This is a genomic window from Serratia sp. ME47 (assembly GCF_903970925.1).
GTDB lineage: Bacteria > Pseudomonadota > Gammaproteobacteria > Enterobacterales > Enterobacteriaceae > Serratia > Serratia ureilytica.
This window is the reverse complement of sequence record NZ_CAJCKE010000003.1, coordinates 1-26,508: the sequence shown is the minus strand read 5'-3', so window position 1 is coordinate 26,508 and position 26,508 is coordinate 1. Positions and strand designations below refer to the sequence as shown.

Here is a 26,508-nt window from a genome sequence, read left to right as displayed (position 1 = left end):
AGGCTCCAGAGTGAAAACAACACGATAACGACCGGCGCTCAGCGCTGATCCAGCGGTACGAAGGCTCGCGCTTCCGGCCCGGTATAGTTGGCGGACGGGCGAATGATTTTGTTGTCCTGCCGTTGCTCGATGATGTGCGCCGACCAGCCGCTGACGCGCGCCATGACGAACAGCGGCGTGAACATTTCGGTGGGCACCCCCAGCTGGTGGTAAGACACCGCCGAGAACCAGTCGAGGTTGGGGAACATGTTTTTGGTGTCGCGCATCACGCTTTCCAGCCGGTCGGCGATGTCATACAGCTTCATCGCACCCGCTTCCTGCGACAGGCGCAGCGCGATCTCTTTGATCACCTGATGGCGCGGATCGGAGACGGTATACACCGGGTGCCCGAAGCCGATCACCACCTCTTTGTTGTCGATGCGGCGGCGAATGTCGGCTTCCGCTTCGTCCGGCGTTTCATAGCGTTGCTGGATCTCCAGCGACACCTCGTTGGCGCCGCCGTGCTTCGGCCCGCGCAGCGCGCCAATGGCGCCGACGATCGCCGAATAGACATCGGATCCGGTGCCGGCGATCACCCGGCCGGCGAAGGTCGAGGCGTTGAATTCATGCTCGGCGTACAGGATCAATGACGCGTGCATCGCCTGCTCCCAGCTGGCGGAAGGCGCTGCGCCGTGCAGCAGGTGCAGGAAGTGGCCGCCGATGGAATCGTCGTCGGTCTCCGGCTGAATGCGCTCGCCGTTGTGGCTGTAGTGATACCAGTAGAGCAGCATCGATCCCAACGACGCCAGCAGCCGGTCGGCGATGTCGCGCGCGCCGGCCGCGCCGTGCTGCTCTTTTTCCGGCAGCGTGCAGCCGAGGGCCGAAACGCCGGTGCGCATCACGTCCATCGGGTGAGATGCCGCCGGCAGCGCCTCCAGCACCGTGCGCACGCTGGCGGGCAGGCCGCGCAGCGCTTTGAGCCGCTGCTTGTAGGCATGAAGTTCGTCGCGGTTGGGCAACTTGCCGTGGATCAGCAGATGGGCGACCTCTTCAAACTCGCAGTGGCGCGCGAGGTCGAGAATGTCGTAACCGCGGTAGTGCAGATCGTTGCCGCTGCGCCCTACGGAACACAGCGCGGTATTCCCGGCGGGCACGCCGGATAACGCCACAGATTTTTTCGGCTTAACGCCAGTCGGGCTTTGCGGGGGGATCGCTTGGCTCATACTGTCCTCATTTGGCTTCTGCGTGAATGGCGCTTATTCGTCGCGTTGGCGAGCGAACAGAGCGTCGAGTTTCTCTTCGAACAAATAGTAGTTGATGCTTTCATACAGCTCGTTGCGGGTCTGCATGGTGTCGATGACGTTTTTCTGCGTGCCCTCTTCGCGCAGGGCGCGGTACACCCGCTCCGCCGCCCGATTCATCGCCCGGAAGGCCGACAGCGGATACAGCGCCATATCCACCCGGGCGCTGCGCAGCTCCTCGGTAGTGAATAGCGGCGTCGCGCCGAATTCGGTGATGTTGGCGAGGATCGGCACCTGCGTCGCTTCGGCGAAGCGGCGGTACATGCCCAGCTCGGTAATCGCTTCCGGGAACAGCATGTCGGCCCCGGCCGCCACGTAAGCCTGAGCGCGCTCGATGGCCGCCTCCAGCCCCTCCACCGCCAGCGCATCGGTGCGCGCCATGATCACGAAGTCCGGATCGCTGCGCGCATCTACCGCCGCCTTGATGCGATCCACCATCTCTTCGGTGGAGACGATGGCCTTATTGGGCCGATGGCCGCAGCGCTTGGCGCCGACCTGATCTTCGATATGCAGCGCCGCCGCCCCGGCCTTGCTCACCGAGCGCACCGTGCGGGCGACGTTGAACGCCGATGCGCCGAAACCGCTGTCGACATCCACCAGCAGCGGCAGCGGGCAGACATCGGTGATGCGGCGAATATCGGTCAACACATCGTCCAGCGTCGAAATCCCCAGGTCCGGCAGCCCCAGCGAACCGGCCGCCACGCCGCCGCCGGAAAGATAGATGGCCTGGAACCCCGCCCGCTGGGCCAGCAGGGCATGGTTGGCGTTGATCGCGCCGGCGATTTGCAAGGGTTTTTCTTTACTCAGGGCCTGACGAAAGGCGAGCCCGGGTGAGCGCAGCGTCATGACGTTCTCTCCAATTAGCTAGATGGAACAGATAGAGCAAGGGGCGGGCCAGGTTGCACTTTGGCGAGGAAAAAATTAAAAGCGATAAAAATAAGTGAGTTATAAAATTCGCATCGCCATTGGGCAGACCAAGCGATAAAAAACGTTTCAGTTAACGTTTCAATCGCGGTTTCAGTCGGCATATTTGAAACATGACTGAAACAAGGCTACACCTAATGCAGCCACTTTCATTCGGTAACCCACCATGAGCGATCACATCACGCCGTCCCGCACGCCGGACAAACCGGTGATCTGGACCGTCTCCATCACCCGCCTGTTCGATCTGTTCCGGGATATCAGTCTCGAGTTCGACCATCTGGCGACCATCACCCCGATCCGTCTCGGCTTCGAGGAGGCGGTGCAGCATATCCGCGCTCGCCTGGCTACCGAGCCTTGCGACGCCATCATCGCCGCCGGCTCCAACGGCGCTTACCTGAAAAGCCGCCTGTCGGTGCCGGTCATTTTGGTCAAGCCCGGCGGCTTCGACCTGCTGCAGGCGCTGAGCCAGGCGCGCAGAACCGCCGACCGGATCGGCGTCATCACCTATAAAACGCCCCTGCCCGCGCTGATGGAGTTCCAGCAAACCTTCGATCTGCCGCTGGAGCAGCGCAGTTACGTCACCGAAGAGGACGCGCGCGGCCAGATCGCCGAGCTGAAAGCCGCCGGTATTCAGGCGGTGGTCGGCGCCGGCCTCATCAGCGATCTGGCGGAAGAAGCCGGGCTCACCGCCATTTTTCTCTATTCCGCCGCCACCCTGCGCGCCGCCTTCAGCGATGCGCTGGACGTAACGCGCCTGATGCTGGGCGGCGCCAAGCGCGGCGGCGATTACGCCGCACGCGATACCCTGCAGCCGCGCTATGGGCTGAGCGATTTACAGGGCGATTCCCCGCAGATGGAACAGACCCGGCGCACCATCATGCTGTACGCCCGCTCGCCGGCGGCGGTGTTGATCGAAGGCGAAACCGGTACCGGCAAAGAGCTGGCGGCGCAGGCGATCCACCGCGAATACTTTTCCCGGCGCGGCGCGCCGTCCAGGGGCGCGACGCCGCCGTTCGTCGCCATCAACTGCGGCGCCATCGCCGAATCGCTGCTGGAGGCGGAGCTGTTCGGCTATGAGGAAGGCGCCTTCACCGGTTCACGGCGCGGCGGCCGACGCGGGCTGCTGGAAACCGCCAACGGCGGCACCCTGTTTCTGGATGAGATCGGCGAAATGCCGCTGCACCTCCAAACCCGGCTGCTGCGGGCGCTGGAAGAAAAAACCATCACCCGGGTCGGCGGGCAACAGCCGGTAAAGGTCGACTTTCGCGTCATCAGCGCCACCCACACCCGCCTGGAGCAGGCGATTCAACAGGGCGATTTTCGCGCCGATCTGTTTTACCGCCTGAGCGCCCTGCGGCTGCGGCTGCCGCCATTGCGGGCGCGCGGCGACGATATCGCGATGCTGGCGGAACACTTTCTGAAACAGTCGCTGGCGGCGCTCGACGTGCCGCTGACGGAGCCGCTGCGCGCCGCCCTGGCCGGGTGTTACGCCGCGCTGGGTCATTACGCCTGGCCCGGCAACCTGCGCGAGCTGCGCAACATGATGGAGCGGGTGGCGCTGATGCTGAGCACCGGCGTCGCGCCGAGCGGCGAGACCCTGCAGTGGCTGCTGCCGGAGCTGGCGGTGGCGCCGCCGCCCGAGACGCCGGCGGCGCCCGTCCCCGCCCACGAAGCCCTGGCGCGGTGCGGAGGCGACCACGCCGCCGCCGCCCGGTTGCTCGGGATCAGCCGCACCACTTTATGGCGCCGGCTGAAAAAACCGCACTGAGCATCAGCCGGCGCGCCGGCCGTCCGAGGCCGGCAGCAGTCGCGCTCGCCGCTCGCCCAACAGGTTCATGCCCGCCGCCGCCAGCAGGATGATCGCCGTCCCCAGCAGTTGCCATGCCGACAGCCGGTGGCCAAACGCCAGGCGATCCACCAGCATGGCGGCGATCGGGTAGATGAACGACAGCGAGCCGATCAGGTGGGTCGGCAGCTTCTGCAACGCGCCGTACATCAGCACGTACATCAGGCCGGTATGCAACACGCCGAGCGTCGCCAGCATCCCCCACTGCCCCACGCTGGCCGACGCATGAAAATCCACCAGCGGCAGCAGCATCACCGCCCCCACCGTTACCTGGATCAGCGCAATAAGATGGGGCGGCGTGCCCTTCAGCCGCTTGGCCGCCAGCGCCATCAGGGCGTAGAAAAACGCCGCGCCGAGCGCCAGCGCGATGCCCGCCAGATAATGGCTCTGCTCCCCCGCCTGCCGCGGCTGCGCCAGCACCACCAGCATCATGCCGCCGAACGCCAAGTCCAGCCACAGCAGCTTGCGGGCGGTCAGCCGTTCCCCCAGAAACAGCGCCCCCAGCCCCACCAGCATAAACGGCTGGGTGTTGTACACCGCGGTGGCGATGGAGATAGAGGCATAGGAATAGGCGGCGAACAGCAGCAGCCAGTTGATCACCAGCGCGACGCCGCCGGCGATCGCCAGCAGCAGCGTGGCGCGCGTCAGCGCATCGCGGCGCAGCTGGCCCAGCGCGCCGCACACCGCCAGCAGCACCAGCGCCCCCACCGCGCAGCGCCAAAACACCACGTTGACCACCGGCTGGCCGGACATCAGCACAAACCAGCCGATGGAGCCGGAAATCAGCATCGCCGCCGCCATCTCCAGCGAGCCGCGTTTTATCTCTGCATTCATTCTGCGTTCCTCAAAGCTTGCCCAGAGACATAGCTTGCGGCTTCGCAGGGCGGCTTTCCATAGCATAAAAAAGGCAGATATGCTTAACTGCCTTTTTCTCGCAGCTACAATCAAGAAAACACCTAACGGAGGCGTTATGGATGATATCGATCGCCAAATCCTGACCATTCTGGCGGAAGATGCGCGCGCATCGTTGAAGACGCTGAGCGCGCAGGTGGGCCTGTCGTCGCCGAGCACGTCGGAAAGATTGCGGCGGCTGGAGGAAAGCGGCGTGATCCAGGGCTATACCCTGAACGTCAATCTACAGGCGGTGGGTTACGCCTTTCAGTCGCTGGTGCGCATCAAGCCGCTGCCGGGCATGCTGAAGAAGGTCGAACAGCTGATTCAGGCGATCCCCGAAGTGGTCGAATGCGATAAGGTGACCGGCGAAGACTGCTTTATCGTGCGGCTGGTGGCGCACTCGATGGAACAGCTCGACCACACCCTCGATCGGCTGGCCGAACACGCGCAGAGCAACACCTCGATCGTGAAAACCACGCCGGTCAAGCGCCGCCTGCCGCCGCTGCTCTGATCAACGCCGCCGTTTGCGGGCGAACGGGTTGCCGCGCTTCTTCTCTTTTTTAGTCGCGTCGGCGGCGGATTTCAGCGCCGCCAGATGCGCCTTGTCTGGCTCCGGCACCGCGCGCTGCTCAATCGGGAACACCGGCAACGACGCCAACAGCCGCGAACCGTAGTTTTTGGTCAACAGCCGGCGATCGTAGATCACGATCTCGCCGTAACATTGGTTGCTGCGGATCAGGCGGCCGACCTGCTGGATCAGGTTGAACGAGGCGCTCGGCAGGCTCTGCACTTCGAACGGATAACGCTTCAGCGATTTCAGCCACTCGCCTTCGGTGATGATCACCGGGCTGTCGATCGGCGGGAACGCGATTTTGTGAATATGCACCTGGGTCAGCAGTTCGCCTTTCAGATCCAGCCCTTCGGCGAACGATTGCAGCCCCACCAGCACGCTGGCGACGCCCTTCTCCACCCGCTTGCGGTGCTCTTCCACCAGCCGGTAGCGCGGCTGGTCGCCCTGCACCAGCAGCATCAGCCGCAGATCGGTCACGTAGCTGAGGAAAGTCTGCATCGCCCGGTGGCTGCTGAACAGGATCAGCATGCCTTTGTGCTTGCCGCTCGCCTGCTCGGCGCGGAAAAACCGCGCCATTTCCTCGAGGTGCTCCGCCTCGTTGGCGAGCGCCGGTTCGTAGCGCATCTGCGGAATGACAATCTTGCCCTGTTCGACGTGATTGAACGGCGATGAGAGCGTTTCGAAGCGATCGCCGGCCTTCTCGCTCAGCCCGCTCATCTCTTGCAAACGCGCGAAGCTGTTCAGTGAACGCAGCGTGGCCGAGGTGACCACCACGTGCGGCACCTTGCGCCACAGCAGCTTTTCCAGCTGATCGCTGACGCGAATGCCGACGCAGTGCAAATACAGATGGGTGACGTTATCGCGCAGTTCGCGCGTGACCCATTTGGAGATCGGCGCGTTGGACGACTTGTCGAGCGCCGCCAGCCGCCACAGCTTGCTCATCGCCTCCAGATAGCCCAGCGTGCGGCTCATCTGAATGATCGAGCGGTGCAGACGCATGATGTCGTGCTTGCCGGTCTGTTCGGTAAGATCGTTAAGCACGAACTCCGCCAGCCCGCGCAGCGCATCGGTCAGTTTGAACAGCCGCGCGCAGCTCTCCACCATCTCCGCGGGCAGCTCGCCCATTTCAAAACGGTGCTCGGCCGCCACGCTGTCGCCGGGCAGATAGGCGCTGACCTGATGCTCGAAGATCTGCACCAGCTCGCGCAGCTCCTCGCAATGGTTTTTCAGCCGTTCGCTGTTGGCCAGCCCCGGCGGATTCTTCGGCCGGTACTGCGTCATGCACTGTTCGACCTGGCGCACGATCATGTCCAGCTGCAGGTTGGTCGACAGCGCGGTGATTTCCCCGTCGATCTCCAGCGCGTCGCGCGCCACCTCCGGCAAATGGTGGCCTTCGTCCAGCACCAGCAGCAGCTCTTTCGGGTTCGGCAGCACCGATTCCGTCTCCAGCGCCGCCATCACCAGCGCGTGGTTGGCCACCACCACGTCGGCGCTCTCGATCTCTTTGCGGGCGATATAGAACGGGCATTCGCGAATGTAGTGACAGTTGCGCCCCAGGCAGTTGGCCTTGTCGGTGCTCAGCTTGGCCCACAGCGGATCGTCGATGCTCTGCTGATAGTGATCGCGCAGCCCGTCCCACTCAAAGCGGGCCAGCGCCTTGGTCAGCTTCTGACACAGCGCCTGCTCTTCACCGCTGGACGGCGCCAGCTCGTCGTCGAGAAACAGCGTCAGATCGCCCTGTTGGCTAACGTCGGTGCTCATCGCCGCCAGATTGCGCGGGCAGACGTAACGCCCGCGGCCAAAGGCGCCGGTAAATTTCAGATCGGGAATAATCTTCTTCAGCAGCGGCAAATCCTTGCTGTAGATCTGATCCTGCAGCGCCACGTTGGCGGTGCTGACCACCAGCGGTTTGCTCTCCGCCCGCCCGACGGCGATGCCCGGTATCAGGTAAGACAGCGTTTTGCCGACGCCGGTCGGCGCCTCGATCGCCAGATGGCGCGGGTAGTCGCCGGCCAGCGTCTTCGCCACCTCGGCGATCATCTGACGCTGGGGCGCGCGGGAAATGAAATCCGGTATTTGCTGCTGCAGGGCTTTGTACCACTGGCCAATCTGATCTTTAACTGCGGAGGAGAGCGCCATTCAACTCTTATCTAAACGAAATGATGGCGCTATTGTCCCACAGACCGCCGGCGGCGTCAGCCCGAGTTACGCCTGCGGATCGATCATCGAGGCGCGACCGCCGCCGAACGACCACTCGTCCAACTGGGTGGTGGCGATCACCACCATCACATCCTCGGGGTTCAGCCGCAGGTTCTCCGCCAGCAGCGTCGCCAACCGCCGGTAAAAACGCCGCTTGGTGTCGCTGTCGCGCGGCCGCCCGGCGGTGATGTAAAACAGCACGAAATCCGCGCTGCGCGGCCCGCCGAGATAATCGCGATCGTAGATAAGCTCACCGGGGCGGTATTGATCGATCGCCTGAAATTTGTCCGCCGGCGGCACCTCGAAGGCCTCCACCAGCGCCTGATGCAGGCTGTCGGACAAGGTTTGCAGGTAGTCGGCGGATTTGCCCTGATGCAGGGCGATGCGGCTAAACGGCATGGGGCGCCTCCGGTTCCAGCTCGCGCAAGCGCGCCACGGCCGACGCCGCCGCGGGCCAGCCGGCGTAAAACGCCAGGTGGGTGATGAGCTCAGCCAGCTGCTGATGCGCCACGCCGTTGCGCTGCGCCAGCTGCAGATGAAACGGCAGTTGCTCCAGGCGGTTGAGCGCCACCAGCGCGGCGACGGTGATCAAGCTGCGCTCGCGCGGGCTCAGCTCTGGCCGCTGCCAGACATCGTCAAACAAGACGCTGTCGCTGAGCTGCGCCAGCTTGGGGGCGATATCGCCGAACGCCTGTTGTCCGGCCCGGGATTCTGATTGCATCACACTCTCCTGTCAGTTGCGGATAGCCTTACGCTACCCGCCGACGAGGCGAGTGAAAATCGGGATTTTCGGCAGTCTCGGTTCAGAAAAACGGGAGGGTTCCCCGCCGGCGGCGGGGAGATGTCACGATTCCAGCGGCGCAACGCCGTCGAAATGGGCGCTCAGCAGCGCATTCAGCTCCGGCCGCTGCTCCACCCGTTCGGCGATGGCGTAAAGCCGCGGGCAGTGTTGCCGGAACCACGCGCGCCCCGGCCGCCAGTTGCACATCACCGCCACGTACAGGTCCAGCGCGCTGAAGCTCTTGCCGAGAAACCACGGGCCGGCGGCGCCGGCGGCGGCGTTCAACTGCCGCAATAAACGCTCGCGATAGCTCATCACTGCGTTTTTCAGCTGTTCCGCCCCTTCCGTTTTCGGCTGCCAGCGCTGCGGATGGTCGGCGTAGGTGAAAGTGGGATAAATCTCCGCGTTGATGAACAACAGCCAGCGCAAAAAGCGCGGCAACAGCGGCGAGCCGCCGGACGGCGCCAATTCGGCGTGCGGCGCGCGATCGTGCAGCAGCAGGATAATCGCCGCGCTCTCCGTCATCACTTCGTCATCAGGCAGCACCAGAGTGGGGACCTGACCGAGCGGGTTCAACGCCAACAGGCGATCCCGCTCCGGGCCGTCCTGGGTGTAATCCACTTCCTCGTAGCCCCAGGGGAACGCGGTCAGCACCAACGCGGCGGCCACGATGGTCGAGCCACACCCCTGCGTACCGAACAATGTATAAGTATCGTGCATGATTCCTCCGGAAACCGATCAGGCTATCGGTAACTGTAGACCAGCCGCAGACCGTCGGTTGCAGAAAAAATTCACCCTTTGCGCGACTTTTTTAATCGTTCGACATGAAAATGAATTTTTTGTCATAAATAGATCACATTACTACGGTAAAAATTCTCCGCCGCCAACAACCGGACGGCACAGTAAAGCAGCAATGCAACTGATGATAGCGTCTTTTAATCGAATAAAGCAGGGTAACCCATGAAACGTAATCTTCTGGCCGTTATTATTCCGGCACTTTTACTTGCGCAAGCGGCACAGGCAGCAGAAATCTACAATAAAGACGGCAACAAGCTCGATTTTTACGGTCGTGTGAAAGCCCTGCATTATTTCTCCGATGATGCCGGCAACGATGGCGATAAAACCTACGTCCGTATCGGCTTTAAAGGCGCGACTCAGATTAACGATATGCTGACCGGTTACGGCCAGTGGGAATATCAGATCGCCGCTAACCATTCTGAATCCGACGGCACCAAAGACACTAAAACGCGTCTGGGCTTCGCCGGTCTGAAATATAAAGACCTCGGTTCTTTCGACTACGGTCGCAACTACGGCATTATTTACGACGTCGGCGCCTGGACGGATATGCTGCCTGAATTCGGCGACGACGCATACGTCAAAACCGACAACTTCATGAACGGCCGCACCAACGGCGTCGCCACCTACCGCAATAACAACTTCTTCGGTCTGGTCGACGGCCTGAAATTCGCCGTCCAGTATCAGGGCAAGAACGAAAACGACGGCCGCTCCGCCAGCAAGGCGAACGGCGACGGCTGGGGCCTTTCCTCCAGCTATGAAATCATCGACGGCCTGAGCGTGGGCGCCGCCTATGCCTCTTCCAACCGCACCGCCAGTCAGAAAGCGGGCACCTTCGGTAAAGGCGACAAGGCCGATATCTGGGCCGCCGGTCTGAAGTATGACAATAACGATGTCTACCTGGCCGCGACCTACTCGGAAAGCCGCAACATCGCGCCAATTTCCGGTACCGCCACCATCAATAACCGCTCCACTTCCGTCAGCGGCTTCGCCAATAAAGCCGAAGGCCTGGAACTGGTTGCGCAATATCAATTCGACTTCGGTCTGCGTCCATCGCTGGGCTACGTTCAGCAGAAGGGTAAAGATATTGAAGGCATCGGCGATACCGACCTGGTGAAATATATCGACGTCGGCGCGTACTACTATTTCAACAAGAACATGTCGACCTATGTGGATTATAAAATCAACCAGCTCGACAGCAATAATAAGCTGGGTCTGAAAGACGACAACGTGATTGCCGTCGCCCTGACCTATCAGTTCTGATGTGATGAATGAATAACCACCACTGCAAACTTTAGCGTCACTTGATACCCAGAGTTTTATTTCGCCGGGCGGCTGCGTCCGGCTTTTTTGTTTTTATTTTCCCCGCCGGCGAATGCCCCCGCTTGCCTTGCCAAACAAACGGGTCTACATGTATAGCTTTCCCCCGAGCGGAATCAGCCATGCATAACGACGGTCGGTTTAACTATCACAACGCCGTGCGCTACAGCAGCGACGAACTGGCGAACATCCTCAACCACTGTTTTGAAAACTACATCGTGCGTTTCGTCCTCGACGGGCCGACCTTCGCCGCCCGCTTCGGAGCCGAAGATCTCAGCCTGAACGACAGCCTGATCGTCACCCATCGCAATGAACCGGTGGCGGTGGCGCTGATCGCCCGCCGCGGCCGGCACAGCCGGATCGCGGCCTTTTCCGTACGCCCCGAGATGCGCGGTCAGGGGCTGGGTAAGGCGCTGATGCAGCGGGTAGTAGCGGATGCCCGTCAGCGCGGCGATCATCGGCTGTCGCTGGAAGTGATCGAAGGCAACGAAGCCGCGCTGGCGCTGTACCACCGCGCCGGGCTGCGCATCGTGCGCACCCTGACCGGCCATCAGGCGCCGGCGGCCGTGCCGCCAGGCAAGGCGGTGCTGCAGGCGGTCGATCCGCTGACCGTCAGCCATCGCCTGACGGCGGAAGGCGCCACCGACCTGCCCTGGCTGATCGCCCCCGAGTCGTTGTTCAAACTGCCGGGCAAACCGCGCGCTTATACCCTCGAACGCCAAGCCTACGCCGTGGTGATGCCCGGTACCGAGCACTGCTGGCTGCGCCTGATCTACGTGCCGCCGCAGCATCGCGGCCAGGGGCATGCCCGCGCCTTGCTGGCCGCTCTGCAAGCGCAGTTCGCCCCTTTGCCGCTGACCGCCAACGTTTTTGTGCCCGAGGTGGCCGCCCCCTTCTTTACGCATCTTGGCTGGCGGCAGGATCCCCTGCGTCAGTTCGAGATGGATATGCTGCTGGACAGTCCACAATAAAAAAGAGAGATAACAATGGCAGGAAAACAGGTACGCACACTCACCCTCGGCGCGGCGATGGGCGTCGCGCTGCTGGCCTTGACCGGTTGCGCACAGCCGCCGCACGCCGACGCGCAGGCCCAGCAGCGGTTGGCGGATCAATCGGTGCTGGCGGTCAACTGGTTCCAACAGTCCGGCGAATACCAGGCGCTGGCGCATCAGGCGTTCAACAGCGCGCAGCGCGCCTTCGATCAGGCCAGGGCCGCGCCAGGCCGTAAAAAGGCGGTGGTGGTCGATCTGGATGAAACCATGCTGGATAACAGCGCCTACTCCGGCTGGCAGGCGCAGCAGGGCCGACCGTACGACGGCGCGACTTGGGCCAAATGGACGCAGGCCGAACAGGCCGCCGCGGTGCCGGGCGCAGTGGCGTTCGCCCGCTATGTTAACGCCCATCAGGGGACCATGTTCTACGTGTCGAACCGTAAACAGAGCGACTACGCCGCCACGGTGGCCAACATGCAGAAGCTCGGTTTCACCGGCCTGTCGGCAAAAACCGTGCTGCTCAGCACCGACACCGCCAATAAACAGGCGCGCTTCGACGCCATCAAACAAGCCGGCTATGACATCGTGGTGTACGCGGGCGACAACCTGAACGACTTCGGCGCCGCGACTTACCACCAGGACAATGCGCAGCGCCGGGCGTTCGTCAGCAAGAACCAGGCCAAGTTCGGCACCGAATTCATCGTGCTGCCCAACCCGATGTACGGCGACTGGGAAAGCGGCCTGGCTCGCGACTACAACAAGCTGACGCCGCAACAGAAGCTGCAGGTGCGCCAACAGGCGATCAAGGCCTGGCGCGGGCGCTAACCCTCACAGCAGTTTGTACATATAGCAGGTGGCCTCCAACGCCCCGCCGTCGCTGGCGCGGGCGTATTGCGGGATGTCGCCCGCCGCCTCGAACCCCAATTGACGGTACAGCCCCTGCGCCGCGCTGCCGCTCAGGGTATCCAGCACCAACAGGCTGCGGTGATGACGCGCCGCCAGCGCCTGCACTTCCTGCATCAACAGCCGGGCGACGCCCTGCCGCCGCGCCTGCGGGTGCACCATCAGCTTGACCACTTCCGCCCGGTGACGGCCGTTGTCCGGCATCGCCAGTAACAGCTGCACGGTGCCGACCGGCCGGCCGTTCGCGAGCGCCACCAGCATCGCACGCTCTCCCCGCGCGATGGCCGGCAGCAACCCCTGCCAAAACGCCTGCGCCTGCGTCAGCGTGAAAGGCATGACAAAACCGATGCTGGCGCCGTGCGCCACGCTGGCGTGCAGCATTTCGGCCAATTCGGCAATGGCGCTTTGCGCCGCGCCGGCGTCCCACTGTTGCAATTCAATCATGGCTATGGCCTGCAAATAACGAGGGTGTAATGGGCCGGCTCATCGCCGGGGACATGGAAACGGGAGGCGCCGAACAGGCGGTAGCGCAGGCAGTCGCCGGATGATAACCGAAAAACACGCCCTTCCAGCGTCAACTCCAGCTGCCCGGACAGCAGCCAGAGATGGTGCTCCAGCGCCGGAATCGACGGCAGGTCGTAATCGATCTGCGCGCCGGCATCAAGCCGGGCTTCGATAAATTCAGCCTTATACAACGCAGCGGGGGGAGAAACAGAGCGACGGTGAAAACCGCTGGCGCGATCGACCCACACCGGTTGCTGCTGCGGCCGCAACAGCTCCGGCGGCTCGTCTTCGATCTCGCTCAGCAGGCGCGACATGGTCAACCCATAGGCGGCGCACAGCCGGTTCAGCAACGACGCCGTCGGGCTGGTCTCGGCGCGCTCCACCCGCGAGAGCGTCGCCCGGCTAAGGCCAGTGCGCTGCGCCAGCTCCTCCAGCGACCACGCCCGTTGCTGGCGCAAATCCGCCAGCCGCTGCGCCAACCTCAGGTCGGCATTGTCCAGACCGTTATCCATCGTTCACACTCCGCTTGAAAATCCCATATAAGAGAAATAATCTCAAATTAGAGATATAGCAAGCGAATTTTAACAATGTCGCGCAGGAATAACGCCAGGATCACCGCAAACATCGCCGAATGAGGAGAAGCGTTCTAGCACTCGCGCGAGGACGGGTTGGGTACAAAATTGCCCGTCTCGGCGGCCGGCGGCGCGATCGCGCAGCAGCGCCAGGCGCTGAATACCGCCAGCAGCGGCGCCAGCGCGAACGCCAGGAACAGCCAACGCGCCGCCGATGCCGCGCCCACCGCGCCGCCCGGATCGTTCAGCCCCGCCAGGTTGGCGATCATCCCCGCCAGCGCCGCGCCGAATGCGGTGGCGAACAGCTGCACCGTGGTGATCGAGGCGCCGGCGATGTCTTTGTCCGCTTCAGGCGCCACCTGCAAAATGCGCGTCAGCAGATGCGGCCAGCCGAAGCCGATGCCGAATCCCACCAGCGACAACGCGATGACGATCGGGGTCAGCGCCTGCCAGTGACCGCCGGAGGGCGTCGGCATCAGGATCGCCAGCGCCAGCAGGCCCACCAGCACGAACAGCGGCCCGCTGACGATCGCCCGGCGAATGCCCGCCCCGCGCCAGCCGGAACTGAGGATTTCGGACAACGTCCAGCCGGCGGCCATGGTCGCGGCGATATAGCCGGAGATCAGCGGCGACTGGCCGTGCAGCAACTGCAGGAAATAGGGCACGAAGATTTCGCTGGTCATGCCGATCACCAGCAACGACACCGTAATATAGAGCGCCGCCAACGATGAGCCGCGCCGCAGCGCACCGTGCGGCAACAGGCGCGCGCGCGAGCGCGCCTCGCGCTTCATCAGCCAGGCCATCAGCACCAGCGAAAGCGCGATGCCCGCCAGGTTGATCCAGACGCTGTGCGCCAGGCTGCCGGCGGACACCACCAGCACCGCCACGGTCAGCAACAGCAGCTGCGCGGTCGGCAGCGGCGCGGCCGCCTGCTGCGCCTGGCCCTTGGGCAGGATCAGGAAGGTAAACGCGGCGTACAGCGCCATGATCGGCAGCAGAATGCCGAAGGCCCAACGCCAGGCGTGCAACTCGGCGAAAATGCCACCTACCGCCGGGCCGACCAGCGTGGCGATGCCCCACATCGCCGAGATAAGCGCCATGGCGCGCGGCCACAATCGCTGCTCGAACACCAGATTGATCATCGCGTAGGAGAGCGCAAAGATCAGCCCGCCGCCGAACCCCTGCACCGTGCGGCCGATCAGCATCACCGGCATGCTCGGCGCCAGCGCGCACAGCCCCGCTCCGGCGATGAAAAACAGCGAAGCGACCAGATAGGCGTTGCGCGCGCCGTAGCCGCTGAGCAAGCGGGCCGACAGCGCGGAGCCGAGGATCGACGCCACCACGAACAGCGTGGTGTTCCAGGCATAGAGATCCAGACCGCCGATATCCTGCACCACCGAGGGCAGAATGGTGGTGGCGACCAGAATATTGATGGCATGCAGCGCCACGCCAAGCGAGAGCGCGATCGCACTGGCCGCATTTTTGCCGGAGAAAAGGTCGCTCCAGCGGCTATCATCATGGGTTATCACGGTTGTTGTCCTGTTTTCAGAGGAATGGCATTGAGTTGGTCATGAGATTGCGTTAAATTTAACAAGAGTTATCTTGGAATAAGTTAGGGCGAGGCGGAGAAATATGTCAAGAATAAACTTGGAAAATGGCGGCAGCACCGCACAATCGGTCAGTGACCGTTTGCTGACGCTATTGAAGACCCGCGGCCCGCAGCAAGCCTCAGACGCAGGAAAAGTGCTCGGCACCACCGGTGAAGCGGCCCGCCAGCAGTTCGTCAAGCTGGCGAAAGAGGGGCTGGTCGAAGCGATCGCGGAAACGCGCGGCGTGGGCCGCCCGGTGCAGCTGTGGCATTTGACTGCCGCCGGTAACGCACGCTTTCCGGACACCCATGCGGATCTGACGGTGCAGCTGCTGCGCACCGTGCGCGACAAGCTGGGTGAACAGGCGATCGACCTGCTGATCGAGACCCGTGAGCAGGAAAACCGCATCAACTACAAGCAGGCGATGATCGGCGCCACCGATCTGCGCGAACGCGTGGCGCGTCTCACCGAGATCCGCTGCCGCGAAGGGTATATGGCCGAATGGCGTCAGGAGGAAGACGGCGCCTATCTGCTGGTGGAAAACCACTGCCCGATCTGCGCCGCCGCCACCGTCTGCCAGGGCTTCTGCCGCGCTGAGCTGAGCATCTTCACCGAAGTGCTGCAGGCGCAGGTGGAGCGCGCCGAACACATTCTGGCCGGCTCTCGCCGCTGCGCCTACCGGATTTCTCTCTTGTAACACCGGTTTTTGCCCGCGTTTTCAACCGGTACAGATTATTCTGCTTGTGCACCCCGCACCTTCCCTTCTAAGGTTGAATTATCGAATATTCAGGCAAACAACGGGCCCCGCGCCCGTTCTGACACCTCCGTCGGCGCGCTGCGCACGGCGGCAGAGTAACCCCACGGGAGTTGAACGATGAAGAAGCCGCATGCCGGATTCTGGCTGGCGACGCTGGGGCTGGGCGTCTGCTGGCTGCTGGCGCTGCTGACTCGCGATCGGCTCAACGGCATACTGCTGGCCGGTGCGGCGCTGGCGCTGATCTTTACCCCCGCCGCCCGCCGCAAGGGCGCCGCCCTGGCCGCCTTGGGCGGCATCGGCATGGATGGTCTGTGGAGCTACAGCGGCGTGCTGCATTACAGCGGGCAACACGGCCTGCCGCTCTGGACCATCGCGCTGTGGATCGGCTTCGGCTGCTGGTGGTATTGGCTATTGGACGTGGTCAGAGCGGCGCCCTGGCCGCTGGCGGTATTGGGCGCCGCCCTCGGCCCCTTCGCCTACGCCGTGTCCTGGAAACTGGACGCCCTGCTGCCCGGCGTGCCGCCGGAGTTCATGCTGCTGCTGCTGGCCATCGGCTGGTCGATTTATCTGCCGGCCGTCAGTTGGCTGCAGTGGAAACAGCAAGGCCATTGAACGGCTTTCGGCCGCCGGAAAAATAATGCCGCAGGCCATTGCTTATCGGTTGCCCGATCGGGTTTACTGAGCATTCTAATAATAATCATTCCCGCAAAATACAATCCTATGCTTAGCCAACAAAGCCGTAGCGTCCTGCCGTTGATCGGGGCGTTGTTCACGTTATATATCGTTTGGGGTTCCACCTATTTCGTCATTCGTCTGGGCGTCGAACAGTGGCCGCCGCTGATGATGGCCGGGATTCGCTTTCTGCTAGCCGGCATCGTGTTGTTCAGTTTCCTGGCCTGGCGCGGCCACGCGCTGCCGACGCCGAAGCAGTGGCTGGCCGCCGGCGCCATCGGCATTCTGCTGCTGGCGGTGGGCAACGGCCTGGTGACGGTGGCGGAACACCAACACGTGCCGTCCGGCATCGCGGCGGTGATGGTGGCGACGGTGCCGCTGTTCACCCTCTGCTTCAGCCTGCTGTGGGGCATGCGCAATACCAAGCTGGAATGGGCCGGCATCGCGCTCGGGTTGGTGGGCATCGTGCTGCTTAATACCGGCAACAACCTGGTGGGCAATCCGACCGGCGCGCTGCTGATTTTGCTGGCGTCGGCCAGTTGGGCCTTCGGATCGGTGTTGGGATCGCGCATCTCGCTGCCGGCCGGGCCGATGGCCGGCGCGGCGGAGATGCTGGTCGCCGGCGTGGTGTTATTGGCAGCCAGCCAGCTGAGCGGCGAGCGCCTCGTTCAGATGCCGAGCACCGGCGGCTTTCTGGCGCTGGGCTATCTGATCGTCTTCGGTTCGATGCTGGCGATCAGCGCCTATATGTTCTTGTTGAAGAACGTGCGCCCGGCGGTCGCCACCAGCTATGCCTACGTCAACCCGGTGGTGGCGGTGCTGCTCGGCATCGGTTTTGCCGGTGAATCGCTGGCGCCGCGCGAGTGGCTGGCGCTGGTGATCATCGTGGCGGCGGTGGTGCTGGTGACGCTGGGAAAATACCTGTTCGCCCGCCCGGCCAACGTACAGGCCATCGACTGCGAACGGCGGTGATCACAAAGGGCGGTCTGCGGGCCGCCGTTAAAAACGATTCTTGTTTCACCCGGCGAAGGGGCTATAATTCCCGCTGTTCCAAGCAACCTGCGAAATTATTCCTATGCTGAAAAAAGCGTTCGTCATCGTCATCGCCCTGTGCGCCTTCGGTTCTCTGGGCGGCGTATTCCTCGCCGGGCTGAACATCTACACCCGTTCCACCACCCCGCACGAAGAAAGCGCGCCTGCCGGGGATACCGCCGCCACGCCGGCGCAAACCGAAACCCTTCAGGCCAAGTGATCGTCCATCCAACGCTGGCAGCGCTGCTGTAAAAAGCGCTGCAGCTGCCTAACGCGTTCCGACACCTGCGAACGATGCGGGCAGACCAGATTGATCGGCACCGCGTCGCTGCGCCATTCCGGCAACAGTTGCACCAGCCGCCCGGCGTGAATGTCGGCCGCCACGTCGATCGCCGACTTGCGCACCACGCCGTGCCCCGCCAGCGCCCAGCGCCGCGCCACCTCGCCGTCATCGGTAAAATAGCTGCCGTTCAGCGGCACTTCGACCCCCTCCTCACCGCGCCACAGCCGCCATTCCACCTGCCGTTTGCCGCTGGGCTGATACACCAGAATGCTGTGCCGAACCAGATCGGCCGGCGTTTGCGGCGCGCCGTGACGCCGCAGGTAATCCGGGCTGGCGCAGATCAACCGCCGATGCTGCGGCAAGATCGGCAGCGCCACCAGCGAAGAGTCGGCCAGCGGCCCGAAGCGCAACGCCACATCCACCGGTTCGCGGAACAGGTCGGCCTGCCGATCGTTGATCAGAAGCTGCAGCTGAATATGCGGATGCTGCAGGCGGAACTCATCCAGCCAGCAGAGCAGCAAATTGCGGCCAAAATCCGACGGCGCGGAAATCTGCAGCACCCCGGACAGCCCCTGATGCTTCTCGCGGATCGCCTGCTCTCCTTCGGCTAACGCGCCCAGCGCCAGGCGTGCGCTGTCGAGATAGCGAGCCCCCTCCTCCGTTAACCTCAGGCTGCGGGTGGAGCGCACCAGCAGCCGCGCGCCCAACTGCTGCTCCAGCCTTTTCACCGCAATGCTGGCCGCCGCCGGCGTCATGTCCAGCGCGCGCGCCGCGGCGGAAAAACTGCCGCTGTCCACCGTGCGGACAAACACCTCGAGATCGACAAATGAGGTCATGTATTTCCCTTCTTAGAGAGCCGGATTCACGGCGTATCGGATTGACGATAAAATGCCCAACAGTTATGATTAAATCATAATAAATGGAGCTTTGATCAATGGATGAACACAACGGACTGGACTACATCCTTAGCCTGCATGGCACGCGGGTCAATCGTGAGGATGGCTATTGGTGGAAAATCGAGGCTTGGACGGTGACCCAAACGGCCTTTATCCCTCACGGCATCCGTTACAATTTGACCTTGCATGATAACCACAATACCCGGGTTTTTGGCATAGACAACGCGCATGCCATTAAAACACCCCGCAAAGGTAAATTTTCGGGCCGCGTCATTTACGATCACCAACATGACTCCCCGACGGACAAAGGCTCACCCTACGAGTTTCATTCCGCCTATCAGTTGGTGGAAGATTTTTTTACCCGGATAGACGAAGTCATACGCAAGAGAGAAAACCGAGGTTGATGATGAAAGCACTGATTGGCGTGATGCCTGAAGAACTGATTCGCAAGCGCACACTGGCGATCGCAAAAGGGGAATACCAGCCACAGGAACGTGAGCCCAAAGTGTGGTTTACGTCAATGATTGCGCTGGCCCAGGTGCTCAGCAACGAGAATATTGCCCTGCTGCGTCTGATCGACACTGCCCGCCCCGAGACCATCAGCCAGTTGGCCGAACTGTCGGGGCGCCAGGTCAGCAATCTGTCCACCACGCTGAAAACGCTGAGCGGGCACGGCCTGGTGGCACTGGAAAAACAGGGGCGTTCAGTGAAACCCCGAGCGCTGTTTACCGATTTCGAAATCATCGTGGATCAGAAGCTAAACGCCCGCTTTAGCGCCGCATGATCTTTAAAAAATATTAATAAGAGTTTGTCAGCAAGGCCGATTGTTAGGTGATTTTCAATCAGGAAAGATAGATCCCGTTGAAACTTACCTAAAAAGAGGCCTTAACATGACAATTCCTGACTCCCCCCTGAAACGACAAAAGCTGGTGATCCTGGGCGGCACCAGCGGCATTGGCGCCGCGGTGGCCTACGCGGCGGCGGCGCGCGGCGCTGAAGTGGTGCTGGCTTCGCGCCGCCTTCCCCACGCCGGGGAGAAAAACGACGCGCTGCATCTGATGCAGGCCGATCTGACCGATGAAGCGTCGCTGCATGCGCTGTTTGCCGCCGTCGGCGCTTTCGACCATCTGGTGATCACCGCCGGGCCGCTGGTGCAGGCGAAACCGCTGGCGGAGACTGCTTTTGAGCAGGCGCAGGCCGACTTCAACGTCAAATTCTGGGGCAGCTTGCGCGCGGTGCAGGCCGCGCTGCCGACGCTGGCGCCGCAGGGCTCCATCACTCTGACCTCCGGCCAGCTGTCGCGCAAATACCTCGGCGGTCAGTTGATCAAAACCGGCATCAATGCCGCGCTGGAAGCGGTCGGTAAACAGCTGGCGAAGGAACTGGCGCCGCGGCGGGTGAACGTGGTCAGCCCCGGCATCACCGCCACCGAAGCCTACGGCGGCATGGGCGCCGCGCAGCGTCAGGCGCTGTTCGAGCGCGTGAGCGTCAGTCTGCCGGTCGGCCGGATCGGCCAGGCGGCCGACGTCGCAGCGGGTTACCTGCTGGCGATGGAGAACGGTTTCGTCACCGGCAGCGTGATCGACATCGACGGCGGCGGCCTGCTGTAACGGCGGCTAGAGCGCCGTTACGCCCTGTGCGGCTGCCTGCTGCTCCAGCACGGTGATAATCTGGTAAGCCGAGCGCGGCACCAGGCTGAAATCGCCGATCAGCAGGCGGTCGCTGACCGCCTCATCCAGCATCGCTCGGGCGCCGGCGCGCAGGATGTCCACCTGTTCCGGCGGCGTGCCGGCTGCGGTGATCAGCGGCAAACCCGGCACCGCCGCCGTGCGGCCAATGATTTTCAGCCCCTCCAGCGCCTGCGGCTGCGCGCGGCGCAGCAGTTCCATGCTGATGGAATCGATGGCGGCGATATCCGCCTGCCCGCTGCGGATCAGTTTCAGCGACTGATAATGCGCTCCGGAGGCGATAGCCGCACCGAAGAATTTCCCGTCCTGCGCCAGCGGCGCGATCAGCGCGCGCAAGCCGTTGTAGCCGGACTGGGAATCGGTGCTGTTATACGCCACCGTCCGGCCGCGAAAATCCGCCAGCCGTTCGCCGGAGTCGCCCGCGCGCACCACCAGCCAGCTGCGGTAATTTGGCCCGTCGCACCCTTCCACCCGATAATGATAGGTTCCGATCAGCTGCACCTGCGGCAGGCTGCTGACCAACGGATAACCACAGGTTTGGCTGAGCAAGAGATCCTCGCGCCGCCAATGCTGCGCCAAATCGTCCGGCCAACTGAGCCGTTCCGGCGCCGCCGGCAGCCCCAGCCGCAGCAGCTTGCCGCGCAAGACCTGCCAGAAAGCGTCGGCCTGCTCCCGGCCAACGCCGTACATCGGTAGAGACACCTGCATCATTTCCCCCTTACCCCGCCGGAGTGGCCGCCAGCGTCTGCTGACGCCAGGCGGTGAGATAACGCACCCAACGTTCGAACAGCATATCGGTGATAATAGCCAACAACGCCACAACCGCCGCGCCCTGGATCACATAGGCGGTGTTAAACCCGGTCAGGCCGATGATGATCGGCGAACCGAGCGTTTTGGTACCGACGGTGGAAGCGATGGCCGCCGTGCCGATGTTGATGATCACCGACGTGCGGATCCCGGCGACAATCACCGGCGCCGCCAGCGGCAGTTCAACCCGCCACAGTATTTGCCAGGCGCTCATCCCCACGCCGCGGGCGATCTCGCGCGTGGCGGGCGGCACCGATTCGATGCCCGCCAGCGTGCCCTGCAGGATCGGCAGCAAGCCGTACAGCACCAGCGCGATGATCGCCGGCTGCTCGCTGAAGCCCATCACCGGCACCGCCACCGCCAACACCGCCACCGGCGGGAAGGTCTGCCCCACCGCCACCACCGTTTCCAGCAGCGAACGAAACTCCCGGCCGCCGCGTCGGGTCACGGCGACGCCCGCCGCCACGCCGAGAGCCACCGCAATCAGGCTGGAGATCGCCACCAGCGACAGGTGCGCCCCCACCAGCGCGATAAAGCTGTCCTGCTGATAAATGGGCCGGTCCAGATCGGGGAACCAGGCGGCAAACAGACCGCGCAGATGATCCATGCCGAACACCAGCGCCAACAGCAGCGCCAGCGTCCAGGGCAGCGGATCGCGCAGCAGGCGCCAGAGACGCCCGCTCATGACAGCGCCTGCCCGGCGATCAGATCGTGGAAGTGCAGAACCCCCAACGCTTCGCCCCGTTCATCCACCACCGGCAGGCAGTCGCTGCCGCGCGCCACGAACACCGACAGCGCCTCGCGCAGGCTCATGGCAGCGGCGATCGGTTCGCCCCCGGCGACACCGGGCCGCACCCGCTCCGCCACCGTCCCCAGCGACAGCAGCTTGATGCCGCGATCGCTGCGCCCGAAGAAGTCACGCACGAAGTCGTTGGCCGGGGCGGTCAACAGCGTCAGCGGCGTGCCTTGTTGCACCACCCGCCCCTGATCGAGCAGCACCAGACGATCCGCCAGGCTCAACGCCTCGTCGATGTCGTGCGTCACCAGCACAATGGTACGGCCCGAGATCTGATGAATACGCGCGATTTCCGCCTGCAGCGCCGCGCGGGTGACCGGATCCAACGCGCCGAACGGTTCGTCCATCAACAACACCTCGGGATCGGCGGCGAGCGCGCGCGCCACCCCCACCCGCTGCTGCTGCCCGCCGGAAAGCTGGTGCGGGTAGCGACGGCGAAACAGATCCGGCTCCAGATGCAACAGCTCCAGCAGCTCGGTCACCCGATCGCGAATGCGCGCGCGCGGCCATTTCAGCAGCTGCGGCACGGTGGCGATGTTCTCCTCCACCGTCCAATGTGGAAACAGGCCGATCGATTGGATCGCATAACCCATGCGCCGCCGCAGATCCTGCGGTTTAAACGACTGGATCTCTTCGCCGGCAAAGAGAATCTTGCCCCGATCGTGTTCGATCAGGCGGTTGATCATTTTTAACGTCGTGGACTTGCCGGAACCCGAGGTGCCGATCAACACGGTGAATTCGCCCTCGGCGATGTGCAGCGTGAGATCGTCCACCGCCGGCTTGCCCTGAAAAATTTTGCTGACTTGCTCAAAGTGAATCATCGGCGCGATACGTCCAGGATTGAAACCCAAAATTTAAACAGCGAATCGACGATGACCGCCATCATGACCACCGGGATCACCCCCAGCAGAACCAGATCCAGCGCGCTGCTGAGCAGCCCCTGAAACACGATGGCGCCAAAGCCGCCGGCGCCGATCAGCGCCGCCACCACCGCCATGCCGACGGTTTGCACCGCCAGGATGCGCACGCCGGTCAGGAACAGCGGCAACGCCAACGGCAGTTGCACGCGCAGGAAGATCTGCCCGCGCGTCAGCCCCATGCCGGTGGCGGATTCAATCACCCCGGCCGGCACGCTCTGCAGCCCCGCCACCACGCTGCGCACCAACGGCAACAGCGCGTACAGCACCAGCGCCACGATCGCCGGCGCCATGCCGATGCCGCTGACGCCGTGTTCCGCCAGCCAGGGCACCGCCGCCGCCAGCCCCGCCAGCGGCGCGATCAGCAGGCCGAACAGCGCGATGGAAGGCACGGTCTGGATAATGTTCAGCGCGGAGAAGATCGGCCTCTGCCAGCGCTCGGAGCGAAAACACAGCACCCCGAGCGGCACGCCGATCGCCAGCGCCGGCGCCATCGTCGCCAGCAGAATGGTCAGGTGCTGCAGCAGCGCGGCGTCAAACACCTCCTGGCGATTGTGATACTCCTTCAGCAGCGACAGCTGATCGAGCTGATGCCCGAACAGCAGCAGCGCCGGCGGCACCAGCACCAGCGCGTTGCCGAGCATTCGCCGCAGATGCGACGCGGTGAGGCGCGTCATCGCGTCGGCGGCGATCAGCAGGCTCAGCGCCATCGTCAGCCAGGCACCGCTGCCCCAAGAGGTGCGCGCCAGGCGCGATCCCTCCTGCGCCAGGCGTTCAGCGGCCTGTCCGCCGATCCAAAAGACCAGCGTCAGCACTCCGCAGGCGGCCAGCGCCGTCAACAGCGCACGCCCCCGCGTCGGCGGCAACAGGCTGAGGATCGCCAACGCCGCCAGCGGCAACAGCAGCCACAGCGCCGGGCCGTGCAACAGGGAGAATAAGGACAGGCTTTTACCCGACAGCAGACGATTGGGGGCATAACTGAGGAACGGCAGGCCGAAGGCGGCCAGCAGCAACAGCACGAACAGCGTTAACAACACGCGATGTTTTACGGCAATAGTCAAAGAAACTCTCCGGCGCCATCGGTTTTCCCCCTCTTCCGTAGCAAGAGGGGGCACCTCGGCGTTATCCCTTAACAAATCCTTTCTCTTTCAGGTAAGCGGCCGCCACCTGTTTGGCGTCCTGGCCTTCCACGGCGATCTGCGCGTTGAGCTTTTGCAGCGTCGGCCCGTCCAGCGAGGCGAACACCGGCTTCAGCAGTTCAGGCAGATTGGCGTGCGCTTTCAGCGCCGCTTCGCGCACGATCGGCGCCGGCGCGTAGATGGGTTGTACGCCTTTCGGGTCCGCCAGCGTCTGCAACCCCAGCGCCGCCACCGGGCCATCGGTGCCGTAGGCCATCGCCGCATTGACGCCGGAGGTCTGCTCCGCCGCCGCCTTGATGGTCACCGCCGTGTCGCCGCCGGCCAATGACAGCAGCTGATCCTGATTCAGCTTGAAACCGTAGGCGTTCTGGAACGCCGGCAGCGCATCCGGCCGCTCGATAAACTCCGCCGAGGCCGCCAGCTTGAACTTGCCCCCGCCGTTGATCCACTTGCCGAGATCCGCCAGCGTTTTGAGATGGTTGGCGTCCGCCACGTCCTGCCGAATGGCGATAGTCCAGGTATTGTTGGCCGGCGCCGCGTCCAACCAGACGATTTTGTTTTTGTCGTAGTCGAGCTGTTTCACCTTCTCGAAGCCGGCCTGGGCGTTCTTCCATGCCGGATCTTTCTCATCAGAGAAGAAAAACGCGCCGTTGCCGGTGTACTCCGGGTAAATGTCGATCTCGCCGGAGGTAATGGCGCCGCGCAGCACCTTGGTAGTGCCGAGCTGCAGTTTGTTGGTGGTTTTGATGCCGTTGGCTTCCAGCACCTGCACGATGATGTTGCCGAGCAGCGAACCTTCGGTATCGATCTTGGAGCCGACGCGTACCGAGTCGGCCGCCTGCGCCAGGCCGCCGGTGGCCAGCAGAGCCAGCGCGATGGCAAAGGAACGTCCGCGTGATAAGGTGATTGCCATACTTTTCCTCTGGTTATATGTTTTCCGGCTCATGGGCCAGTTCGGTTGGAAAATCCTGAGAAACGCGCTTCCAGCGCGCAATAAATTTTTTCTTCGGCCGGGCGCCGCGTTCCTCCCGCCGTTCGCCGGCGCTCAGCGGATGCACGCCGACGTCGATCGGCGTCAGCGCGTAATCGCGCAGCCACTCGCCGTAGCCTTGCGCGACAAATCCCTGGCTGCGGCGCTGATACGCTTCGCGTTCCGCCAGATAGACTTCGCGCAAACCATACCAGGGCAGGCCGGGCAGATCGTGATGCACTAAATGGTAGTTCAGATTGAGAAACAACAGCCGCCACGGCCAGCCCGCCTCATTAATAATAGAACGTGCCTGCGGTGCGTCCACGGCGCGATGCTCAAAAAACGATCTTACCTTGGTCAGCGCCAGAGCCGGATAGCTGATGGCCAACAGGTAAAACGCCGTACCGATACCCTGCGTCTGCAGCCAGTGCAGCAGCGCCGCCAACAACGACAGGTGCACCAGCCACATCGCCCAGGCGCGCCATGCGCCACCGGCAAGCGCCTTCACCGTCGCGGCCAGGGTCGCGGCGATATCCAGCGCCGGGCCGAGGAGCACCCGGCCGATCAGCGTATTGCGCACCGCGGCCAGCAGCGGCAACAGGCGGGGATAACGCCGCCACTGCGCGGCGCTGAAGTAGTAGCTTTCGGGATCTTCGTGCGGATCGGTCAGGTGTTCATTGCGATGGTGGCGCAGATGCGAATCGCGATACAGCCCATAGGGATACCACACCGCCAGCGGCAACAGGCCGAACAGCTGATTGACGCGCGGCCGGCGCGTCGGATGGCCGTGGATCAGCTCATGCTGCAGCGACATATACCCGGTGGTCAGCAGGATCAGCAGCGGCGTGCCAAGCCACGGGCCCAGCGCCTGCCAATAATGCGCCACGCCAAACCAGCCACCGTACACCGCCGCCATGATCCCCCAGGTGGGCAGTTCCAGCCGCCAGTACCAACGCTGATAAAGCCGCCGGATCCGGTCGCGTTGTTCGGGGTGCAAATAGTGGGCGTGGGACATGCTGCGGCTCGCGGTTGGGGATTTCTCCCCAGTATCCGTGAGCCGCAGTGACGTTCAAAATAACGAAAATGGCAAAGCTAAGTGAAAATTCAGCGGGTTGCGTACGCGTCAAAGCGAAAAAACGGGCCGCGCAGGCGGTGATATCTGTCAGTTAAACCTGACTGGCATTTTTTATCCCATCTTTGTGTGTTTTGTGTAGCCTGAATTGCCGTAAATGTTCCGCATTTCTCTGTTACTACAATGAACGGCAATTGGAGGGGCCGAAGGCGCGGCCCCTCCACCCGCGCCTTCGCTTAACACCGTCTGTCCGCTACGCGGATACCCTCGCCGCGTCTGCATTGTCGGGCGGGTCGGCTACGACAAACG

Annotated in this window: 29 protein-coding genes; 12 read left to right on the top strand and 17 right to left on the bottom strand. The window is 63.1% G+C overall.

The features are described 5' to 3' along the window. Positions 1-38 precede the first annotated feature (38 nt). Together prpC and prpB are read right to left on the bottom strand one after the other, a co-directional pair. A complete protein-coding gene (prpC, locus tag H7A77_RS04095; RefSeq protein WP_015377141.1) occupies positions 39-1,202 on the bottom strand; it encodes a 2-methylcitrate synthase in 1,164 nt (387 codons plus the stop codon). Between the two features lie 33 nt (positions 1,203-1,235). Next, on the bottom strand, positions 1,236-2,126 hold the full coding sequence (gene prpB, locus H7A77_RS04090; protein ID WP_043137053.1) for a methylisocitrate lyase: 891 nt from the start codon (positions 2,124-2,126) through the stop codon (positions 1,236-1,238). Between the two features lie 244 nt (positions 2,127-2,370). On the opposite strand from prpB, the gene prpR reads away from it, so the two are divergent. Further along, positions 2,371-3,972 carry a propionate catabolism operon regulatory protein PrpR gene (gene prpR, locus H7A77_RS04085; protein WP_182073858.1) on the top strand — a complete coding sequence of 534 codons (1,602 nt, stop codon included), beginning with the start codon at positions 2,371-2,373 and terminating at the stop codon, positions 3,970-3,972. Between the two features lie 3 nt (positions 3,973-3,975). Here the strand turns inward: prpR and H7A77_RS04080 are convergent, their stop codons facing one another. Beyond that, positions 3,976-4,884 carry a DMT family transporter gene (locus H7A77_RS04080; RefSeq protein WP_182073857.1) on the bottom strand — a complete coding sequence of 303 codons (909 nt, stop codon included), beginning with the start codon at positions 4,882-4,884 and terminating at the stop codon, positions 3,976-3,978. Positions 4,885-5,020: 136 nt separating this feature from the next. Between H7A77_RS04080 and H7A77_RS04075 the strand changes: the two genes are divergently transcribed. Then, positions 5,021-5,455, top strand: a complete 435-nt coding sequence (locus tag H7A77_RS04075) for an Lrp/AsnC family transcriptional regulator (protein WP_042783967.1) — start codon at positions 5,021-5,023, stop codon at positions 5,453-5,455. On the opposite strand, the gene dinG is transcribed toward H7A77_RS04075, so the two are convergent. The 4 genes from dinG to H7A77_RS04055 all read right to left on the bottom strand — a co-directional run bounded on the left by dinG (position 5,456) and on the right by H7A77_RS04055 (position 9,215). Then, positions 5,456-7,654 carry an ATP-dependent DNA helicase DinG gene (gene dinG, locus H7A77_RS04070; protein ID WP_182073856.1) on the bottom strand — a complete coding sequence of 733 codons (2,199 nt, stop codon included), beginning with the start codon at positions 7,652-7,654 and terminating at the stop codon, positions 5,456-5,458. Positions 7,655-7,720: 66 nt separating this feature from the next. After that, positions 7,721-8,113 carry a tautomerase family protein gene (locus H7A77_RS04065; RefSeq protein ID WP_042783965.1) on the bottom strand — a complete coding sequence of 131 codons (393 nt, stop codon included), beginning with the start codon at positions 8,111-8,113 and terminating at the stop codon, positions 7,721-7,723. After that, entirely contained in the window at positions 8,103-8,435 is a 333-nt protein-coding gene (locus H7A77_RS04060) for a carboxymuconolactone decarboxylase family protein (RefSeq protein WP_042783964.1), read from the bottom strand. Before H7A77_RS04060 ends, H7A77_RS04065 begins: the two co-directional genes overlap by 11 nt. A gap of 123 nt (positions 8,436-8,558) precedes the next feature. Next, positions 8,559-9,215, bottom strand: coding sequence for a glutathione S-transferase family protein (locus tag H7A77_RS04055; protein WP_182073855.1), 657 nt, complete (start codon positions 9,213-9,215; stop codon positions 8,559-8,561). Between the two features lie 240 nt (positions 9,216-9,455). Between H7A77_RS04055 and ompC the strand changes: the two genes are divergently transcribed. The 3 genes from ompC (at position 9,456) to H7A77_RS04040 (ending at position 12,427) form a co-directional block, all read left to right on the top strand. After that, the gene (gene ompC, locus H7A77_RS04050; protein ID WP_033637639.1) at positions 9,456-10,553 is read left to right on the top strand and encodes a porin OmpC; all 1,098 of its coding nucleotides are present in this window, start codon (positions 9,456-9,458) and stop codon (positions 10,551-10,553) included. 179 nt (positions 10,554-10,732) lie between these two features. Beyond that, positions 10,733-11,581, top strand: coding sequence for a GNAT family N-acetyltransferase (locus H7A77_RS04045; protein ID WP_042783961.1), 849 nt, complete (start codon positions 10,733-10,735; stop codon positions 11,579-11,581). A gap of 15 nt (positions 11,582-11,596) precedes the next feature. After that, positions 11,597-12,427, top strand: a complete 831-nt coding sequence (locus tag H7A77_RS04040) for a 5'-nucleotidase, lipoprotein e(P4) family (protein ID WP_049866662.1) — start codon at positions 11,597-11,599, stop codon at positions 12,425-12,427. 3 nt (positions 12,428-12,430) lie between these two features. On the opposite strand, the gene H7A77_RS04035 is transcribed toward H7A77_RS04040, so the two are convergent. The 3 genes from H7A77_RS04035 to H7A77_RS04025 form a co-directional block, all read right to left on the bottom strand. Next, positions 12,431-12,949 carry a GNAT family N-acetyltransferase gene (locus H7A77_RS04035; protein ID WP_172756124.1) on the bottom strand — a complete coding sequence of 173 codons (519 nt, stop codon included), beginning with the start codon at positions 12,947-12,949 and terminating at the stop codon, positions 12,431-12,433. Positions 12,950-12,951: 2 nt separating this feature from the next. Continuing rightward, on the bottom strand, positions 12,952-13,521 hold the full coding sequence (locus H7A77_RS04030; protein ID WP_033642366.1) for a helix-turn-helix domain-containing protein: 570 nt from the start codon (positions 13,519-13,521) through the stop codon (positions 12,952-12,954). Between the two features lie 134 nt (positions 13,522-13,655). Beyond that, positions 13,656-15,110, bottom strand: a complete 1,455-nt coding sequence (locus H7A77_RS04025) for an MFS transporter (RefSeq protein ID WP_182073854.1) — start codon at positions 15,108-15,110, stop codon at positions 13,656-13,658. 103 nt (positions 15,111-15,213) lie between these two features. Between H7A77_RS04025 and H7A77_RS04020 the strand changes: the two genes are divergently transcribed. The 4 genes from H7A77_RS04020 to H7A77_RS04005 all read left to right on the top strand — a co-directional run bounded on the left by H7A77_RS04020 (position 15,214) and on the right by H7A77_RS04005 (position 17,851). Next, positions 15,214-15,867, top strand: coding sequence for a metalloregulator ArsR/SmtB family transcription factor (locus H7A77_RS04020; RefSeq protein ID WP_033642364.1), 654 nt, complete (start codon positions 15,214-15,216; stop codon positions 15,865-15,867). A 177-nt stretch (positions 15,868-16,044) separates the two neighbouring features. Beyond that, positions 16,045-16,539, top strand: coding sequence for a DUF2878 domain-containing protein (locus H7A77_RS04015; RefSeq protein WP_046896911.1), 495 nt, complete (start codon positions 16,045-16,047; stop codon positions 16,537-16,539). A gap of 108 nt (positions 16,540-16,647) precedes the next feature. Beyond that, a complete protein-coding gene (gene yedA / locus H7A77_RS04010) occupies positions 16,648-17,571 on the top strand; it encodes a drug/metabolite exporter YedA (RefSeq protein ID WP_033650530.1) in 924 nt (307 codons plus the stop codon). 103 nt (positions 17,572-17,674) lie between these two features. Next, entirely contained in the window at positions 17,675-17,851 is a 177-nt protein-coding gene (locus H7A77_RS04005) for a hypothetical protein (protein WP_004939348.1), read from the top strand. Here H7A77_RS04005 and H7A77_RS04000 read toward each other — a convergent pair. Next, entirely contained in the window at positions 17,839-18,750 is a 912-nt protein-coding gene (locus H7A77_RS04000) for a LysR family transcriptional regulator (protein ID WP_182073853.1), read from the bottom strand. The genes H7A77_RS04005 and H7A77_RS04000 overlap by 13 nt on opposite strands. Before the next feature lie 98 nt (positions 18,751-18,848). Here H7A77_RS04000 and H7A77_RS03995 point away from each other — a divergent pair, with 98 nt between their 5' ends. From H7A77_RS03995 to H7A77_RS03985, 3 genes are all read left to right on the top strand, one after another. Then, positions 18,849-19,214, top strand: a complete 366-nt coding sequence (locus tag H7A77_RS03995) for a DUF6516 family protein (protein ID WP_182073852.1) — start codon at positions 18,849-18,851, stop codon at positions 19,212-19,214. Between the two features lie 2 nt (positions 19,215-19,216). Next, complete coding sequence (locus H7A77_RS03990; protein ID WP_033638702.1) at positions 19,217-19,594, top strand: MarR family transcriptional regulator; 378 nt, start codon at positions 19,217-19,219, stop codon at positions 19,592-19,594. 106 nt (positions 19,595-19,700) lie between these two features. Continuing rightward, the gene (locus H7A77_RS03985) at positions 19,701-20,420 is read left to right on the top strand and encodes an SDR family oxidoreductase (protein ID WP_033650527.1); all 720 of its coding nucleotides are present in this window, start codon (positions 19,701-19,703) and stop codon (positions 20,418-20,420) included. A 6-nt stretch (positions 20,421-20,426) separates the two neighbouring features. Here the strand turns inward: H7A77_RS03985 and H7A77_RS03980 are convergent, their stop codons facing one another. The 6 genes from H7A77_RS03980 to H7A77_RS03955 form a co-directional block, all read right to left on the bottom strand. Beyond that, a complete protein-coding gene (locus tag H7A77_RS03980) occupies positions 20,427-21,188 on the bottom strand; it encodes a phosphate/phosphite/phosphonate ABC transporter substrate-binding protein (protein WP_080273377.1) in 762 nt (253 codons plus the stop codon). A gap of 28 nt (positions 21,189-21,216) precedes the next feature. Continuing rightward, positions 21,217-21,990 carry an ABC transporter permease gene (locus H7A77_RS03975; protein ID WP_046896907.1) on the bottom strand — a complete coding sequence of 258 codons (774 nt, stop codon included), beginning with the start codon at positions 21,988-21,990 and terminating at the stop codon, positions 21,217-21,219. Then, the gene (locus H7A77_RS03970) at positions 21,987-22,922 is read right to left on the bottom strand and encodes an ABC transporter ATP-binding protein (protein WP_047572208.1); all 936 of its coding nucleotides are present in this window, start codon (positions 22,920-22,922) and stop codon (positions 21,987-21,989) included. The genes H7A77_RS03975 and H7A77_RS03970 overlap by 4 nt, the downstream gene beginning before the upstream one ends. Beyond that, the gene (locus tag H7A77_RS03965; RefSeq protein ID WP_072628081.1) at positions 22,919-24,079 is read right to left on the bottom strand and encodes an ABC transporter permease; all 1,161 of its coding nucleotides are present in this window, start codon (positions 24,077-24,079) and stop codon (positions 22,919-22,921) included. The genes H7A77_RS03970 and H7A77_RS03965 overlap by 4 nt, the downstream gene beginning before the upstream one ends. Before the next feature lie 61 nt (positions 24,080-24,140). Next, positions 24,141-25,070, bottom strand: a complete 930-nt coding sequence (locus H7A77_RS03960; protein ID WP_033650522.1) for an ABC transporter substrate-binding protein — start codon at positions 25,068-25,070, stop codon at positions 24,141-24,143. A 13-nt stretch (positions 25,071-25,083) separates the two neighbouring features. Next, the gene (locus H7A77_RS03955; protein WP_182073851.1) at positions 25,084-26,142 is read right to left on the bottom strand and encodes a fatty acid desaturase; all 1,059 of its coding nucleotides are present in this window, start codon (positions 26,140-26,142) and stop codon (positions 25,084-25,086) included. Positions 26,143-26,508 lie beyond the last annotated feature (366 nt).

What these genes read in the sequence shown, in the direction of transcription:
- H7A77_RS04020 (WP_033642364.1), top strand. Translation starts at nt 15,214, where the DNA reads ATGTCAAGAATAAACTTGGAAAATGGCGGCAGCACCGCACAATCGGTC.
- H7A77_RS03980 (WP_080273377.1), bottom strand. Translation starts at nt 21,188, where the DNA reads ATGTACGGCGTTGGCCGGGAGCAGGCCGACGCTTTCTGGCAGGTCTTG.
- H7A77_RS03990 (WP_033638702.1), top strand. Translation starts at nt 19,217, where the DNA reads ATGAAAGCACTGATTGGCGTGATGCCTGAAGAACTGATTCGCAAGCGC.
- dinG (WP_182073856.1), bottom strand. Translation starts at nt 7,654, where the DNA reads ATGGCGCTCTCCTCCGCAGTTAAAGATCAGATTGGCCAGTGGTACAAA.
- H7A77_RS03955 (WP_182073851.1), bottom strand. Translation starts at nt 26,142, where the DNA reads ATGTCCCACGCCCACTATTTGCACCCCGAACAACGCGACCGGATCCGG.
- H7A77_RS04055 (WP_182073855.1), bottom strand. Translation starts at nt 9,215, where the DNA reads ATGCACGATACTTATACATTGTTCGGTACGCAGGGGTGTGGCTCGACC.
- H7A77_RS04035 (WP_172756124.1), bottom strand. Translation starts at nt 12,949, where the DNA reads ATGATTGAATTGCAACAGTGGGACGCCGGCGCGGCGCAAAGCGCCATT.
- H7A77_RS03970 (WP_047572208.1), bottom strand. Translation starts at nt 22,922, where the DNA reads ATGATTCACTTTGAGCAAGTCAGCAAAATTTTTCAGGGCAAGCCGGCG.
- H7A77_RS04065 (WP_042783965.1), bottom strand. Translation starts at nt 8,113, where the DNA reads ATGCCGTTTAGCCGCATCGCCCTGCATCAGGGCAAATCCGCCGACTAC.
- H7A77_RS04040 (WP_049866662.1), top strand. Translation starts at nt 11,597, where the DNA reads ATGGCAGGAAAACAGGTACGCACACTCACCCTCGGCGCGGCGATGGGC.
- H7A77_RS04005 (WP_004939348.1), top strand. Translation starts at nt 17,675, where the DNA reads ATGCTGAAAAAAGCGTTCGTCATCGTCATCGCCCTGTGCGCCTTCGGT.
- prpB (WP_043137053.1), bottom strand. Translation starts at nt 2,126, where the DNA reads ATGACGCTGCGCTCACCCGGGCTCGCCTTTCGTCAGGCCCTGAGTAAA.
- prpC (WP_015377141.1), bottom strand. Translation starts at nt 1,202, where the DNA reads ATGAGCCAAGCGATCCCCCCGCAAAGCCCGACTGGCGTTAAGCCGAAA.
- H7A77_RS04000 (WP_182073853.1), bottom strand. Translation starts at nt 18,750, where the DNA reads ATGACCTCATTTGTCGATCTCGAGGTGTTTGTCCGCACGGTGGACAGC.
- H7A77_RS03995 (WP_182073852.1), top strand. Translation starts at nt 18,849, where the DNA reads ATGGATGAACACAACGGACTGGACTACATCCTTAGCCTGCATGGCACG.
- H7A77_RS04015 (WP_046896911.1), top strand. Translation starts at nt 16,045, where the DNA reads ATGAAGAAGCCGCATGCCGGATTCTGGCTGGCGACGCTGGGGCTGGGC.
- prpR (WP_182073858.1), top strand. Translation starts at nt 2,371, where the DNA reads ATGAGCGATCACATCACGCCGTCCCGCACGCCGGACAAACCGGTGATC.
- ompC (WP_033637639.1), top strand. Translation starts at nt 9,456, where the DNA reads ATGAAACGTAATCTTCTGGCCGTTATTATTCCGGCACTTTTACTTGCG.
- H7A77_RS03985 (WP_033650527.1), top strand. Translation starts at nt 19,701, where the DNA reads ATGACAATTCCTGACTCCCCCCTGAAACGACAAAAGCTGGTGATCCTG.
- H7A77_RS03960 (WP_033650522.1), bottom strand. Translation starts at nt 25,070, where the DNA reads ATGGCAATCACCTTATCACGCGGACGTTCCTTTGCCATCGCGCTGGCT.
- H7A77_RS04060 (WP_042783964.1), bottom strand. Translation starts at nt 8,435, where the DNA reads ATGCAATCAGAATCCCGGGCCGGACAACAGGCGTTCGGCGATATCGCC.
- H7A77_RS04030 (WP_033642366.1), bottom strand. Translation starts at nt 13,521, where the DNA reads ATGGATAACGGTCTGGACAATGCCGACCTGAGGTTGGCGCAGCGGCTG.
- H7A77_RS04080 (WP_182073857.1), bottom strand. Translation starts at nt 4,884, where the DNA reads ATGAATGCAGAGATAAAACGCGGCTCGCTGGAGATGGCGGCGGCGATG.
- H7A77_RS04045 (WP_042783961.1), top strand. Translation starts at nt 10,733, where the DNA reads ATGCATAACGACGGTCGGTTTAACTATCACAACGCCGTGCGCTACAGC.
- H7A77_RS04075 (WP_042783967.1), top strand. Translation starts at nt 5,021, where the DNA reads ATGGATGATATCGATCGCCAAATCCTGACCATTCTGGCGGAAGATGCG.
- yedA (WP_033650530.1), top strand. Translation starts at nt 16,648, where the DNA reads ATGCTTAGCCAACAAAGCCGTAGCGTCCTGCCGTTGATCGGGGCGTTG.
- H7A77_RS03975 (WP_046896907.1), bottom strand. Translation starts at nt 21,990, where the DNA reads ATGAGCGGGCGTCTCTGGCGCCTGCTGCGCGATCCGCTGCCCTGGACG.